The 15,231-nt window shown below is 37.2% G+C and carries 13 protein-coding genes; 12 read left to right on the top strand and 1 reads right to left on the bottom strand.

Features of this window, described 5'->3' with window-relative positions:
- Positions 1–217 precede the first annotated feature (217 nt).
- The 10 genes from J5J05_RS07340 (at position 218) to J5J05_RS07295 (ending at position 11,400) form a co-directional block, all read left to right on the top strand.
- Positions 218–1,213, top strand: a complete 996-nt coding sequence (locus J5J05_RS07340; RefSeq protein WP_208560033.1) for a TRAP transporter substrate-binding protein — start codon at positions 218–220, stop codon at positions 1,211–1,213.
- A 16-nt stretch (positions 1,214–1,229) separates the two neighbouring features.
- Positions 1,230–1,757, top strand: coding sequence for a TRAP transporter small permease (locus tag J5J05_RS07335; RefSeq protein ID WP_208560032.1), 528 nt, complete (start codon positions 1,230–1,232; stop codon positions 1,755–1,757).
- On the top strand, positions 1,747–3,036 hold the full coding sequence (locus J5J05_RS07330) for a TRAP transporter large permease (RefSeq protein WP_208560031.1): 1,290 nt from the start codon (positions 1,747–1,749) through the stop codon (positions 3,034–3,036). The genes J5J05_RS07335 and J5J05_RS07330 overlap by 11 nt, the downstream gene beginning before the upstream one ends.
- Positions 3,037–3,074: 38 nt before the next feature.
- The gene (gene rhaB / locus J5J05_RS07325) at positions 3,075–4,484 is read left to right on the top strand and encodes a rhamnulokinase (RefSeq protein ID WP_208560030.1); all 1,410 of its coding nucleotides are present in this window, start codon (positions 3,075–3,077) and stop codon (positions 4,482–4,484) included.
- A gap of 13 nt (positions 4,485–4,497) precedes the next feature.
- A complete protein-coding gene (rhaA, locus tag J5J05_RS07320) occupies positions 4,498–5,757 on the top strand; it encodes an L-rhamnose isomerase (protein ID WP_208560029.1) in 1,260 nt (419 codons plus the stop codon).
- A gap of 26 nt (positions 5,758–5,783) precedes the next feature.
- Entirely contained in the window at positions 5,784–6,605 is an 822-nt protein-coding gene (gene rhaD / locus J5J05_RS07315; RefSeq protein WP_208560028.1) for a rhamnulose-1-phosphate aldolase, read from the top strand.
- A 29-nt stretch (positions 6,606–6,634) separates the two neighbouring features.
- Positions 6,635–6,952 carry an L-rhamnose mutarotase gene (gene rhaM, locus J5J05_RS07310; protein WP_208560027.1) on the top strand — a complete coding sequence of 106 codons (318 nt, stop codon included), beginning with the start codon at positions 6,635–6,637 and terminating at the stop codon, positions 6,950–6,952.
- Positions 6,953–7,491: 539 nt separating this feature from the next.
- Complete coding sequence (locus J5J05_RS07305) at positions 7,492–9,072, top strand: extracellular solute-binding protein (RefSeq protein WP_208560026.1); 1,581 nt, start codon at positions 7,492–7,494, stop codon at positions 9,070–9,072.
- 222 nt (positions 9,073–9,294) lie between these two features.
- The gene (locus J5J05_RS07300; protein WP_208560025.1) at positions 9,295–10,698 is read left to right on the top strand and encodes a M24 family metallopeptidase; all 1,404 of its coding nucleotides are present in this window, start codon (positions 9,295–9,297) and stop codon (positions 10,696–10,698) included.
- 12 nt (positions 10,699–10,710) lie between these two features.
- Positions 10,711–11,400, top strand: coding sequence for an N-acetylmannosamine-6-phosphate 2-epimerase (locus J5J05_RS07295; protein ID WP_208560024.1), 690 nt, complete (start codon positions 10,711–10,713; stop codon positions 11,398–11,400).
- Between the two features lie 40 nt (positions 11,401–11,440).
- Here the strand turns inward: J5J05_RS07295 and J5J05_RS07290 are convergent, their stop codons facing one another.
- The gene (locus J5J05_RS07290) at positions 11,441–12,229 is read right to left on the bottom strand and encodes an AraC family transcriptional regulator (RefSeq protein WP_208560023.1); all 789 of its coding nucleotides are present in this window, start codon (positions 12,227–12,229) and stop codon (positions 11,441–11,443) included.
- Between the two features lie 305 nt (positions 12,230–12,534).
- Between J5J05_RS07290 and J5J05_RS07285 the strand changes: the two genes are divergently transcribed.
- Together J5J05_RS07285 and J5J05_RS07280 are read left to right on the top strand one after the other, a co-directional pair.
- On the top strand, positions 12,535–13,371 hold the full coding sequence (locus tag J5J05_RS07285) for a hypothetical protein (protein ID WP_208560022.1): 837 nt from the start codon (positions 12,535–12,537) through the stop codon (positions 13,369–13,371).
- Between the two features lie 34 nt (positions 13,372–13,405).
- Positions 13,406–15,229, top strand: coding sequence for a DUF2264 domain-containing protein (locus J5J05_RS07280; RefSeq protein ID WP_208560021.1), 1,824 nt, complete (start codon positions 13,406–13,408; stop codon positions 15,227–15,229).
- Positions 15,230–15,231: the final 2 nt, after the last annotated feature.

The following is a 15,231-nucleotide window of genomic DNA, read 5'->3' as shown; positions in this document are numbered from 1 at the left end:
TGTATACGATTTCAACTAATGCTATTGATTTTCTATCAAATGAAAATATCACGGAATTTCATCTGAGAATTGGTTACTTTATATCGAGGTTTTCGTCATTTAGGACACGATAGCTTACCTGTAAGATTATCATATAAAAGCGCTTTATTTTTATTGTCTATCTAATAACAAATCATCTTGACTAATAAAATTGGTCTGGATAAATGGAGGGAAAACTGTGTTAAAGAAAATAGGATTATGTTTACTTTTTTTAGCAGTCCCAGTTCTAAATGGCTGTAGTGCAACAAGTTCGGCTAAAGATGTAACGGTGTTTAGATTTGCTTATGCGAGTAATAGCCAACCCGTAAAAGATTCAATGGCATTGTTTGGGGAATTAGTAGAAGAAAAATCCAATGGCGAGATGGTCGTTGAATATTTTCCTGATAGCCAATTAGGTGGAGAAACAGATTTGATTCAACTGACCCAAACAGGGGCTATCGACTTTACAAAAGTCAGTGGTGCAGCATTAGAAGGATTCTCAGAGACCTATTCCATATTTGGTATACCTTACTTATTTGAAGACGAAGAAAGTTTCTTTAAGGTGATGGAAGATGAAAGTATTACAAAAGAAGTTTATGAGTCAACGAGTAATTTAGGCTTTAGTGGAATTACTTATTATGATGGTGGTCAGCGTAGTTTTTATATGGCGGATGGGCCTGTAGAATCACCTGATGATCTCGTTGGTAAAAGAATTCGTACAATGGAAAGTGAAACAGCTGTTAGAATGATGAGTTTATTAGGAGGATCAGCAGTTCCCATGGGAAGTGATGAAGTATATGCTTCGCTTCAATCTGGACTGATAGACGGTTCTGAAAATAATGAATTTGTTCTTGTGACAGCAGGACATGGTAACGTGGCAAACTATTACAGTTACGATCAGCATACTAGAATTCCTGACATCATTATCATGAATGACAAAACGAGGGAAAATCTTAAACCTGAACAACAAGAAATCATTATGTCCTCTGCTAAAGAATCAACAGAATATCAAAAAGAAGTATTCAACGAAGCCATTGAGAATGAAAAACAACAAGCAATTGAACAATATAATGTTCAATTTAACGAAGTAGATAAAGCTCCTTTCAGAGAACTAGTTAAACCGATTGCAGAAGACTTTGCGAATGATGAACGATTTTCTGAACTTTATCAAGCGATAATCGATGCTCAAAATTAATATAAGGAGATAAACTATGCAGACCTTTAAAAAGTATTTAAATAAATTTTTAGAAATGATATGTAGTGTTTTACTTTCTTTTATGTTACTGCTTGTGCTTTGGCAAGTTTTTACTAGGACCGTATTAAATAATCCTAGTACAGTGACAGAAGAAATTGTTCGATTTTCACTAGTTTGGCTATCAATGTTGGCAGGCGCTTATTCTGTCGGAAGAAATGCCCATGTAGTCGTGACATTTATTCAGGATAAATTTAATAGAAAGTTTCGTTTTTGGATTGCACAAGGTATTCATGCATTCTTTATGATTTTCTCAGTTACAGTCTTGATATATGGTGGTATTAGAGGTGTCATGATTTCCGTAGCACAAACGTCACCTTCACTAGGTATTTCAATGGCTGTCGTCTATCTAGCGGTACCCGTATCCGGTATTTTTTTCTTGTTATACAGTCTGATTAATTTAATTGACTTGAGAAGTGTCGGCGAATTAGTCGATGAGAATACAAGAACTGAACTTGAAAAGGATGTGAATAATCGTGGCATTTGAAGCTGGACTTATTTTAATCGTAACCTTTATGCTATTGCTGATTATTGGTGTTCCAATCGCCATCGCCATCGCTGTTTCTTCACTTTCTATTATCGTCTTGAATCTACCGCTTGATATCACGATGTTTACGGCGGCGCAAAAAATCGTAACGAGTTTAAATAGTTTCACACTGATTTCCATTCCGTTATTTATTATGTCCGGTATTATCATGAATAATGGTGGGATTGCCACGCGGCTCATAAAATTTTCTATGTTGCTAGTTGGTCGAATTCCAGGTGCGCTTGCGATTACGAATACGATTGGTAACGGATTATTTGGTTCGATGTCGAGTTCTGCCATTGCTGCTTCTACAGCAATTGGTGGTGTATTGGTACCGCAACAAATCGAATCTGGTTACGACCGAGGATATGCTGCAGCTGCAAATATTGCGTCAGCACCATCTGGTATGATCATTCCACCGAGTACAGCTTTTATCATGTATTCATTAGTTAGTGGGGCATCTATTTCTGCACTGTTTTTAGGTGGATATGTTGTCGGTGCACTTTGGATTCTGATTGTTTCATTGATTTGCTATATCTTAGCGAAGAAAAATAAATATCCAATTGTTGAAATAGAGCAGACAGAAAGCAAAGTGAAAATTATTCTGGATGCAGTACCAAGTTTATTGTTGATTTTTATCGTCATTGGCGGAATTTTGACTGGATTCTTTACAGCGATTGAAGCTTCAGCTGTCTGTGTAGCATACTCGTTGTTGCTATCAATGATTTATAGAACCATTAGTCTAAAAGACTTCCCTAATTTATTTAGACAAACGATCGAAACATCTGGAACGATCATGTTACTACTAGCAACATCTTCGTTAATGTCCTTTGGTATGGCATTGAATGGCATACCAGCTGCAGTTAGTGAACTTGTATTAGGCGTATCAGCTAATGCTTTCTTTACCTTATTGATAATCAATATTATTTTCTTATTTGTTGGTTGTTTTATGGACGTTGGACCAGCGATTTTGATTTTTACACCCATATTTTTACCGATTGTTCAAGAAATCGGAATCGACCCCGTTCACTTTGGCTTATTTGCGATCATGAACTTCTCAGTTGGTTCGATTACACCGCCAGTAGGAACAGGATTATACGTCGGAGCAAGTGTGGCACAAGTCAAGTTTGAGAAAGTGATCAAACCGCTGATACCATTCTATATCGCTATTTTAGGGTTACTTCTTGCCATCACTTATTTCCCAGACATAATTATGTGGTTCCCGAATTTATTAGGTTAATCAACTAAAAACAATTAATAAGATCCGAGGTGAAAACGTTGAACAATTATATTGCTGTTGATATCGGTGCTAGTAGCGGTCGTTTGATACTCAGTCGGTTAAATCAAGGGAAATTAGAAATAGAAGAGATTCATCGATTCGAAAATGGGTTTCAAAAAATCAACCATCATGATCGTTGGAATATTGATGCTTTAGTCAGAGAGATTTTTATAGGTCTCGAAAAAGCCAAAGCTATTGGGATAGACCAAACCTATTTAGGGGTCGATACATGGGCTGTAGATTACGTAATGGTCGACAAAGACGGTGAAAAAATAGCTGATCCTATCAGCTATCGAGATCGTCGTACGCAAAATAGCATTGAAGCACTGACAAGTCAGATACCAAAAGAGAAAATCTATGAAAAAACGGGCATACAGTTCCTAGAGTTAAATACATTGTATCAATTACACGCTGAAAACAGATCACTGTTAAACAAAGCTGATAAATTACTATTTATACCTGACTACATTGGCTTTGTGCTGACCGGTAAGCAAGTTACGGAAGTGACGAATGCTTCGACAACTCAAATGCTTAATCTAAGTAGTTCACTTTTTGATGAAGACTTACTCAATATCGTAAAAATTACCAAAGAACGATTTGCACCATTAGTTGATCCTGGTCAAAGGTTAGGTAAAGTGCTTGATAAATGGTCAGATCAGTTTGATATTCCAGCAGTTGAAGTGATAACGGTCGCCTCTCATGATACTGCAAGTGCAGTTGTTGGTGTTCCAGCAATTGAAGATAAATCATGGGCATATTTATCTAGTGGCACTTGGTCATTGATTGGGATAGAATCGACTGTTCCAATCAATTCTAAACAAGCCTTAGAACATAATTTCACAAATGAATGGGGTGCTTATGGTACGTATCGATTCCTGAAAAATATTATGGGACTCTGGATCATACAAGAAATAAAAAGGTGTCACCATGAAGACTTGTCATTTGCGGAATTGGCAGAACGAGCAGATCAAGTACCTTATTTCCAATCATTCATCCCAGTAAATGATCAACGTTTTGTGAACCCTGAAAATATGATCAATGAAATACGATCAGCCTGTTTGGAACTGAATCAACCGGTTCCACAAACGATCGGAGAGCTAGTGAATTGTGTCTATTCTAGTTTAGCTACAAGTTACGATAAAGAATTAAAGAATATCGAAGCGATTACTGGTAATAGCATTGAAACGCTCTATGTAGTTGGTGGAGGATCAAACGTTGGAAAATTAAATCAGTTGACAGCTGACTTGACGGGTAAAAATGTCCAAGCTGGTCCAGGAGAAGCAACGGCCATAGGGAATGTGATCGTACAAATGATTGCAACAGGAGAAATCAAAGATATAAAAGAAGGTCGAAAACTCCTATCAAATTCATTCGATATTAAAAGGTATGAACCAACAACAAGTCAATAAAGGAGAGAAGAAGATGAATACGGAGCAAGTGAGCAACAGATATGCTGAAGCCAGCGAGCGTTATAAAGAAAGAGGGGTAGATGTTGAAAAAGCACTTGAAAAATTACAATCAGTTAAAATTTCAATGCACTGTTGGCAAGGCGATGACGTTATTGGTTTTTTAAACCCAGATGGAGAACTGTCAGGTGGAATCATGTCGACGGGAGATTATGTTGGAAGGGCGCGTAACCCCGAAGAGTTAAGACAAGATATCGATAAAGCACTTTCGCTGATACCGGGTAAGCATAAGTTGAATTTGCACGCAATGTATGTCGATACAGATGAGGTCATCGATTTAAATGAAATTGAACCAAGACATTTTGAGAAGTGGGTCGGTTGGGCTAAAGAAAATGGATTAGGTCTTGATTTTAATCCCACTTTTTTCAATCATAAGATGTTCAAGGATGGTTATACGTTGGCACATCCTGATAAAAAAGTCAGAGATTTTTGGATTGAACATGGGAAGCGTTCTAGAAAAATCGCCGAGTACTTTGGGAAAGAGCTAGACCAAGTCAGTTTTAATAACTTTTGGGTTCCGGATGGCATGAAAGACAACCCAATCGATAGACTTTCACCTAGAAAACGGTTGATGGAATCTTATGATGAAATCTTCGAAGATAATGTCAATCCAGAATATACTATCGATACTGTTGAATCAAAACTTTTTGGCATTGGGGCAGAAGCCTACACAGTCGGTTCTCATGAATTTTATATGGGATATGGTATTTCAAGAAACAAAACGATTTTAATGGATGCCGGACACTACCATCCAACGGAAGTGATTTCCAATAAAATTTCTTCGCTTGCGCTCTTCAGTGATCAGTTGATGTTGCACGTCAGTCGTCCAGTTAGATGGGATAGTGATCATGTCGTCATTATGGATGATGAACTGCAAGAAATCATGAAAGAGATCGTTCGAAATGACTTATTGGATCGCACAGCGATTGGTCTTGATTTCTTTGATGCGACAATTAATCGAATCGCAGCATGGGTCGTTGGGGTCCGTAATGCCCAGAAAGCTTTGTTAAAAGCTTTGTTGGAACCGATTGAAGAGCTCAAAGAAGCTGAATTGGCATTTGATTTCACAAAACGCTTAGTGTATACGGAAGAAATGAAAGATTTACCTTTTGGAGATATATGGAACTATTTTTGTATGAAGAATAATGTACCAGTTGGCTTAGATTGGTACGATGACGTTAAAGCATACGAGCAAGAAGTATTGTCAAATCGTTGAAATTGTTAGTTGAAGGAGTTTGCTAAATGAAGAAAGCATCTATCAAAGAAAGTTATTTTGTAAAAGAAATGTCTGAAATCACGCAAATCATGTACAAACGAAACTGGGATGAAAGAAATGGTGGCAATATTACGTTGCTCCTTAAAGAATCGGAAGTTTCTCCCTATCTTGATATTACGAATATTAAACGAACGATCTCTGTTTCGTTTGATGCCAAGCCACTCGCTGGTAAATATTTCTTAGTTACAGGATCAGGTAAGTATTTTAAAAATGTTGAAAAAGATCCAGAAAATAATCTTGGCCTTATTCGTGTAGGTGAGAAAGGTGATGCAGTCGAACTGTTATGGGGATTTGAAGATGGATCAGTTCCTACAAGTGAATTGCCTAGTCACTTCCAAAGTCATATCGCTCGTTTAAGTGTGGATCCAGAGAATAGAGTAGTTATGCACTGTCATGCAACGCATCTATTAGCAATGACTTTTACACATTCCTTAAACGAAAAAGAACTTAGCCGAAAGTTATGGCAATTATGCACGGAATGTATCGTCGTCTTTCCAGAAGGTATTTCAACCATTCCTTGGATTGTACCGGGGACGAATGAAATCGGAAAAGCGACAGCTGATAAAATGAAAGAAACAAGACTAGTCGTTTGGCCATACCACGGTATTTATGGAGCTGGTAAGAATATGGATGAAACATTTGGATTGATTGAAACAGTTGAAAAGGCTGCTGAAGTCTATACACATGTTCAAGCTCAAGGCGGAATGAAAGCTTCTATCACGGATAAGAACTTGAAGGATCTGGCAGATAGTTTTGGCGTTGTACCAAGAGAAGGCTATCTAGATTAACTATCTTCATGAAAATAGGAGGTGTCAGGTTGATTAGACAGGCAATTCGAATGAAAGTTTATCCAGACAAGCATGAAGAATACAAAAAACGGCACGATGAAATTTGGCCTGAACTGGAAAAAGCGATTAAAGCATATGGTTGTCATTCTTATAGTATTTGGCTGGACGAAGAAAAGCATTTATTGTTTGGCTACTTAGAAATAGAAGACGAAAAAAAATGGGCGCAGCTACCCCGTACGGAGATCAACCGGAAATGGTGGACGTATATGCAAGACGTGATGGAAACGGATAAGGATAATTCCCCTTTAACTGTTCAGTTAAAGAATGTATATAACTTGTCGGAATGAACTCAAGATGATCAAAAAATAGAGAATGGAATAAAGTTAAATGTATACTAGTATAAAACGTACATTGACGGTTCTCTTTTTGTAGAGACACTCAACCAGTTCCGTAAAGCTTCGATAGTCAATTTAAAAGTGGTCTTGAAAGCGAGAAAGTATATGTTAATAAAAAAACTTTCTAATCGAATCAAAGCTTCCATGCTGGTTGGAAGAAATCTGGTATTGGCGGAGCTGATGGTCGTCATGGACTAGAAGAATTCTTAGCTTAACATCATCTGTAGTTTATATTGACTAAGATGATAAAATATTACTTAAATAATCACCATAATGATAAAGTAGCTATTGCTTATCATTGTGGTGATTTTTATTTAAATAGGGTTCCACCCACTGTATATGATTAAAGGTTAAAATCAGTAAAAGAATTTCTTAAATATATAAGAACCATTAAATAGGTTAGTAAAAAACTATTTATGATATTGTAGCGCTTACATAGTTTGGTTATGATTATTTCATCAGTAAAAATACTATTTTTAGGAGGGGAAATGATGTTGAATAAAAAGTATCGTAGTCTATTATTTTTAAGCGTGGTTGGGTCTTTGTTAATTGCTGGGTGTGGAGATGGAAACGGAAGTAACGAAACAGAAGGTGACACAATGGCAGAGCCAGATCTTGATGATGACTCTTTATGGGTCTGGGGAGGCGTACCACCACATTCTTCTATTGGATCAGCGGAAGAATCTCCATTTCACACCGGTTTAGCTGAGAATTTAGATTTAAACTTAGAATGGCAGTTTCCTACCGAGGGAACAGATACAGAACAAGCATATAATTTAATGATTACGCAAGACGTACTACCAGACTTGATTTGGCATAATTGGATGGGTGAAGCTAGTCGTGCGATCGACGAAGGAATCATTAGAGATCTAACCGATGACCTTCCTGAAAAAGCACCAAATTATTGGAAATTCTTACAAGATAATCCAGAGATCGATAGAGCGATGAGAACGGACGACGGTAAGTATTATATGATTGGTTTTTACAGGGAAGAACCTTTCCAAACTGTTTTTCATGGTCCGATGGTCAGACGTGATTGGCTAGAAGAGCAGAATTTGGCTATTCCAGAAAATATAGATGAATTCACTGCAGTTATCGAGAACTTCTACGAAAATTATGGCACTCAATTCTCTATACTTTCTAACTGGAGAATGAACCTGGGTATGGCTGGTTCATTTGGAGCTCATGGATCGTTTGAAGCAAGATTTTTCCTAGAAGATGGTGAAATCAAAATGGCTCAGACTCAGCCTGAATGGTTAGACTATATGGCTTGGCTAAATGATCTATATGAAAGAAACCTACTAGATCCTGATTTTGTTACAATGGATGATCAAGCGCTTCATACAAAAGCATTCCAAGACGAAATTGGATTGACTTACATGAATAGTGGTACATTGTTAGCATTCAATAATCAAGCAATTACAGAAGATACAGGAGCGGATTGGATAGGAATTCCTTATCCTAAACAAGCAAATGGGGAAATGGCAGCTTCAATATTCGTTGAGGACATGTACGTAACAGATGGTTTTGCGATCTCAACTAGTATAGATGAAGAAAGACTAGATAATGCTTATAAGTTTTTAGACTGGGTATTCACCGAAGAAGGATATAATTATTGGAACTATGGTACTGAAGGCGAAACTTGGGAAAAGGTAGATGGAGAAGTTGAATTCACAGATTTTATAGAAGAACATGATCTAGGAAAAGATGCGGCTCTGGCACTTTATACTGGGAACTTAGGATATGGTCTAGGTGAGCAAGCAGCAAGATTCATCGAGCTTAGATTGGATGAACCAACTTATGACGCGATGTTTGAATGGTCAGAAGGTCAAGAAGAGGCGATAGCAGCCAAGATTCCTGCGGCCATTACAATGACTGCTGAGGAAAGAAGAGAAGATGCTAATTTAAATAATGTTATGAATACTTATGTCTTAGAAGAAGCAATCAAGTTTGTTACTGGAAGCAGAAGCATGGATGAGTTTGATGAGTTCATTAAGGAATTGAATGATATTGGATTAGATCGAATGCTTGAGATTAGAAATGATGCTTACCAAAGGTATCTTTCTAGATAATAAGCAGAACATACTAAGTGCAAAGAACGAGATTGGGGGAAATACCTAGTCTCGTTTTTGTCATTTTCTTAAATGGTCTAGTAGTTTTCGGACGTATCTCTCGTTTGCGTTCGATTTAAGCGAACAATTAAGGTCTTTTTTTACTGTATTGAATCTATTGCTTCTTCAAATCAAACATGTGTTAAACTAAAGACAGATTGTTAATTGAAGAGGAGTTCAAGTATGAGTGAATTAAAAGCTACCCTAGCAAATGTACAAGCACCTGAATATGAAAATAACATTGAGCCAGTAACCCTATCAGATCAAACAATGAAAGAACGTTATGATCGTATTCTTGCTAAAATGAAAGCAGAACAATTATCTACACTAGTGATTTACGAAGATCTTGAACATGGATCGAATTTCGAGTACCTTACAGGATTCTTGACTCGCTTCGAAGAAGCTTTATTGATCCTTCACGATGATGGTCGAGTCATCTATGTACTTGGAAATGAGAATCTAAAACTAGAGAAACATGCAAGGTTAAAAGGTGAAGTGATTCATTGCCCACATTTCTCATTACCGAATCAACCATTATTTGATGACCGGCCTATCTCGGACTATTTGAATCGTTCCTTATTTAAAACAGAGGGGACTATTGGATTGGTTGGTTGGAAACTTTTCACTGGTCAGAATGAAAAAGCTGAGAAACTATTTGATATGCCTGCTTACATTGTCGATACGATTAGAGAACAGGTCGGCAATGAACATTTGGTAAATGCAACTAAGCTATTTATTGGCGATAATGGTGTTCGCACCACTAACAATGTCAATGAAATCGCCCATTATGAATTCGGCGCTTCACTCGCTTCTGCTCAAATACTAAAAGCACTAGAAGCGGTTGAGATTGGTAAAACTGAAATGGAAATAGGTCAAATACTGAATGCTCAAGGTCAGCCAAATAGTGTAGTCACAATCGCGGCGACCGGACAACGATTTGAACAAGCTCGTTTGTATCCTGGGCACAAACCCATTGCTATAGGAGAACCCGTATCTTTGACTGTTGGCTATAAAGGTGGTCTGCAAAGTCGAAGTGCATTCGCTGTGCACGATGCATCAGAGTTACCTGCTGGACAAGAGAACTACCTTGAAGAAGTTGTCTATCCATATTTTAAAGCGATAGCTACTTGGTTATCGTCTGTCAAAGTTGGTTTGTCTGGTAAAGAAGTTTATCAACTAATTGAGAATGTATTACCAAAAGAGCAGTTTGGATGGCATCTTAACCCTGGCCATTACGTTGCAGATGAGGAATGGATGGCTTCACCGATTTATGAAAATTCTGACGTTCTTTTGAAAAGTGGTATGTTATTTCAAGTTGATATTATTCCATCAATTAAAGGAATGTCTGGCACAAGTGCAGAAGGTGGCATACTTCTCGCAGATGAAACGCTTAGAAGAGATATTCAACAGACATATCCTGAAATGTGGGAGAGAATGTGTGCGAGAAGAGAGTATATTGAGCATACATTAGGGATTAAAATCCATGCGGATATGATGCCGTTAGGTAATGCTTTCCCTTATTTGAGACCCTTTTTATTAAACAAAGAAAAAGCAATTGTAATAGAATCGAATGATACTAAAAATTAAAGGAGTAAACTGATGACAGTTCTAGAGAAAATTAAAGGTGGACTGATTGTTTCCTGCCAAGCTTTACCAGATGAACCACTGCATAGCTCTTATATTATGAGCAGAATGGCAGTAGCTGCAGAACAAGGCGGAGCAATAGGAATCCGTGCGAATTCAAAAGAAGATATCGCTGAAATCAAATCACAGACAAGCTTACCAATTATTGGGATTGTCAAAAGAGACTATGATGATTCTTCGGTCTATATTACGGCTACTATGAAAGAGATAGATGAATTGATGGCAGTTGGTTGTGATATTATTGCGCTCGATGCTACGAAGCAAACGCGACCAGGTGGAGTCACTTTAGAAACCTTTATCAAAGAAATTCGCTCAAAATATAAAAATGCAGTGTTGATGGCAGATGCCTCTACGGTTGAAGAAGTCGTCACTGCTGAAAACTTAGGATTTGATATTTTGTCTACTACGTTGATGGGGTATACAACTTATTCAAATGGGTTGAACATTGCGGATAATGATTTTGAAAAATTAAAAGAGATTCTTACTAAAGTACAAACCCCTGTTATTGCAGAAGGGAAAATTGATACACCTCAAAAAGCTAAACGCTGCCTAGAATTAGGCGTTCATGCTGTCGTTGTCGGTAGTGCGATTACAAGACCCCAGCTGATTACACAAAAGTTTACCGATGAAATAAAACATAAATAAAGAAGCAGTCGATTTATTTCAATATAAATCGATTGCTTCTTTATTTTTCTAAATTTTTATAGGCTGATGGCGTCAGACCGGTTACTTTTTTAAATTGACGATAAAAATGGACTTCTGAAGCGTAACCACAGACTTCAGCTATTTTGCTTAAGGGGTAGTCAGTCAAGATCATCAATTGTTTCGCGTAGTCGATTCGCATAAGAATGAAATCTTTTCTAAAGGAAATGCCAAATAGATTTTTATAGAGATGTTGAAAATAGGAATTGCTGATTCCGATTTTCTCCGCTATTTCTTCAGAAGTATAATTGATTTCTGGGTTCGCTTGGATTTCTATACGAAATTTTCTTAGTTTCTTATTATAGGGGCTGTAATTTTTTTTGAAATCTTTTGATTCGTAAGAAACAAGGATATTATTCAAGATTAATTGAATCAGTAGGGAGATATTTTCGCTTCTAATGCGGTGAGCCGTATAATTATATTCCCATAGTAATTCTTGGACCAATAAATGAATATTTGTCTGTTCAATAATACGGATAAAAGTATTTGTTGGAAGGCCAATTTGTTCTAACACCACCTCTTTTGTATCAAAATGGATCCAATCGTCTATATAACTACCTTCAGGATTAAAATAACTATAAGAGGTTCCAGGTTCAATGATGATCACCGTATTCGGTTCTACACGTTTTTTTCTACCATTGAGCGTAAAAAGAGCCGGTGTTTTAATTAGAAGTAAAACATAATTTGGAACGCCAGAAGGCCGATCCATTTTATAAGAAGGTACATGATATGTATTAAGACCGCCAGTGATAAATTCAAATGATAGCGTCATGAGCATCTTCCTTTAAATTTATTTTTGATTCGATTAAACCGATTAAATAGTGAAATAAGTTAGTAAAAAACAGAATGCGTAATTGTAACGCTTACATAAAGGTGGTAGGTTTATTATAACAGTTAATCAACAAAAATTCTAAATTGATTAGGATTGTTTTAAAAACAAACTGGTAACAGTATGTTTGATTGTTTTAGAGAACATTTTCATGTGATTAAAACAGAAAATAGCTAAATAGGTTAGCAAGCAATAGGCTACAAATAACGGATGGATTATAGCAGAAATTATAAAAGGGGTATTATTTTATGACAATTCAACTCGTACTTTACGATAAAAATGGCAGAATCAAACAAGCCTCAAATACCTATGAAGATTTTTGTCATTCTATGATGGCCGAAGATGATGAAAGGGTTTATTTATCTAATCAGATGATGACTTTTGAAATTGGTGATTACTTTGAGATAACCCTCTCCAAAGAAAAACAGTATGTGATTGTACAGTTAGATAAAACGTTAGCACCGAATATGATCTTTATAAAAGATAAGAAATTTCGTTACGATGTTCCACTTGAGAAAAATTGGATAGAATCTTCTGCTGATATTGCTTTTAAAGGATATAACCATTACATTTCTGCTCGATATGCTATGAAGCATGAGATTGAAAATTATCAGAATTTATCTCGTAACACGCATGATTTAAAGGATGAGACAGGCGCCTTTCCGCATGCTTCTGCTAATGTGGAAACGAGAAATGATGCGACTTTCTTTGCACGTAACGCGATTGATGGCATCTATGCGAATAATAGCCATGGTAGTTACCCTTATCAATCTTGGGGAATCAACCAGCAAGATGATGCGATGTTAACGATTGATTATGGACGAACTGTCAGGATTAATAGAATTGATCTAACGTTACGAGCTGATTTCCCTCATGACAACTATTGGGTTTCGGCAACTGTTGTATTTTCAGATGGTAGTGAAGAAAAACTCGGTTTAGAACAGACCGCACACACACAGTCCTTCAGTATAAATGAACGAAAAACGTCAGTAATCATACTTAAAAATTTAATCAAGTCATCTGACAGTGCTTCGTCATTTCCTGCCTTAAGCCAGATTGATACTTATGGTAGAAACATCCAGTAAGAGTAAAAGATTACGTAAGAAGAGAGGTCAACCTATGCAAACCTTGAAAGATAACCCACTTAAAACAAGAAAAGATATCGTTGATGCGATGAATCAATTTCTTGCCCCACTAGAAGATAAATATACGCAAGATCATACTGGACTAAATCTTGCTTTCACCAGTGCCATTTATGGACAAAAAACTGCAGGAGTAGAAGCAATGTTGCGACTACTTTGGGGACTTGCACCGCTTGAAGCAGGTGGCAGTAAACATGCTCAAAGCAGTAAAATACTTGAAGGCATGATTAGAGGAACGAATCCAGCACATCCTGAATATTGGGGAAAGCTAAAAGACTTTGATCAATTGATCGTCGAAATGGCAGCGATCGGTTATATGATGATAGTCGCTCCTGACACATTCTGGGAACCATTGACCAGCGATCAAAAAGCAGCGATCGTCAAATATATCAAACAAGTTGATGAAGTAGAGGCAGTAGATTGTAATTGGTTATTCTTTGCTGTCATCGTTAATACCGGATTAAAAAAGGTGGGCGAACCTTATAATCAAGAACTCATTGAGCGAAACTTGAATAGAATTGAAGATTTTTACCTAGGCGACGGTTGGTATAGTGATGGCGTAGGGATGCATGTAGATTACTACGTAGCCTTTGCAATCCACTTTTATAGTTTGATATATGCGGCTGAAATGGAAGAAGATGATCCGAAAAGAAGTAAGCTTTATAAAGAAAGAGCTGCGATTTTTGCGAAGAAGTTTATGTATTGGTTTTCAGAAGAAGGTCAAGGGATCCCTTACGGAAGAAGTATGACGTACCGCTTTGCACAGGTAGCTTTCTTTAGTGCTTATATTTATGCTGAAGTTGATAAGAATGATTTTGGTTGGGTCAAAGGAATGATACTCAGACATTTCCGGTACTGGTTCAAACAACCGATGTTTAATGGGGATGGCACGCTCTCAGTAGGGTATACTTATCCGAATCTTCATATGAGTGAAGACTACAATGCACCGGGTTCACCTTATTGGTCTTTTAAAAGCATGCTTATCTTAGCCTTACCAGAAGAGCACTTATTCTGGGCGGCAAAAGAAGAAGCTTTCCCTGAAGTGCAACCGTTGACGCATGAATGGATTACCGAACAAACGATTGTTCGAAAAGATGGACAAGTTGTGATGTTTCCAAATGGCTATGAATATCTAGATATGCATAACCATTCGGGTGCAAAATACGAGAAATTTGCTTATTCTACCCATTTTGGCTTTAGTGTACCGCGCTCTAATCTGACTTTAGGTGAAGGCGCCTTTGATTCGATGCTTGCACTAAGTAAGGATGAACTGGATTATAGAGTGAAAAGGAAAGTCATCAAAAAAGTGTACACAAAATCGTTTCAATACATGAAGTGGCGCCCTTGGGACGATGTTACCGTTCATACGTGGATCATACCAGGAGCACCAATGCATATTCGAGTTCATAAAATCGAAACAAATACTCGATTATTCCTATCTGATGGGGGATTTGCATTGGGAAATCAACCGAATAAATCACTTGAAACAAAGCAATCCCATCAATATGCAATCAACTTGCAGAATGAGAACGGCATCGTAGGAGCGATCGATGTACTTGAGAATGGTAACCTTGTTGAGATTAGAGCGAATAGTAATACCAATCTCCTTTACCCAAATACCATCATTCCATCTATTCAAGAGATTGTAGAACCTGGAGAACATACACTGGTCCATGGCTTTTATGGTTCTCCAAAGCAAGAAAAAGGGTTTCCTAAAGAGATGAATGATCTTTCGTATTCTATAGAAGATCATACAGTACAGTTTAATGGAAACACGATTAAATTAAGTGAGAAAGAATAGGA

The organism is Marinilactibacillus kalidii (genome assembly GCF_017599325.1).
Classification (GTDB): domain Bacteria; phylum Bacillota; class Bacilli; order Lactobacillales; family Carnobacteriaceae_A; genus Marinilactibacillus; species Marinilactibacillus kalidii.
Note: the sequence above shows the minus strand (reverse complement) of the source record. Positions and strands in the feature narration are given on the sequence as shown.

Excerpts from the sequence above, each read along its gene's own strand:
- J5J05_RS07335 (WP_208560032.1), top strand. The coding sequence starts at position 1,230 with ATGCAGACCTTTAAAAAGTATTTAAATAAATTTTTAGAAATGATATGT.
- rhaA (WP_208560029.1), top strand. The coding sequence starts at position 4,498 with ATGAATACGGAGCAAGTGAGCAACAGATATGCTGAAGCCAGCGAGCGT.
- rhaD (WP_208560028.1), top strand. The coding sequence starts at position 5,784 with ATGAAGAAAGCATCTATCAAAGAAAGTTATTTTGTAAAAGAAATGTCT.
- J5J05_RS07305 (WP_208560026.1), top strand. The coding sequence starts at position 7,492 with ATGTTGAATAAAAAGTATCGTAGTCTATTATTTTTAAGCGTGGTTGGG.
- J5J05_RS07300 (WP_208560025.1), top strand. The coding sequence starts at position 9,295 with ATGAGTGAATTAAAAGCTACCCTAGCAAATGTACAAGCACCTGAATAT.
- J5J05_RS07295 (WP_208560024.1), top strand. The coding sequence starts at position 10,711 with ATGACAGTTCTAGAGAAAATTAAAGGTGGACTGATTGTTTCCTGCCAA.
- J5J05_RS07290 (WP_208560023.1), bottom strand. The coding sequence starts at position 12,229 with ATGACGCTATCATTTGAATTTATCACTGGCGGTCTTAATACATATCAT.
- J5J05_RS07285 (WP_208560022.1), top strand. The coding sequence starts at position 12,535 with ATGACAATTCAACTCGTACTTTACGATAAAAATGGCAGAATCAAACAA.
- J5J05_RS07280 (WP_208560021.1), top strand. The coding sequence starts at position 13,406 with ATGCAAACCTTGAAAGATAACCCACTTAAAACAAGAAAAGATATCGTT.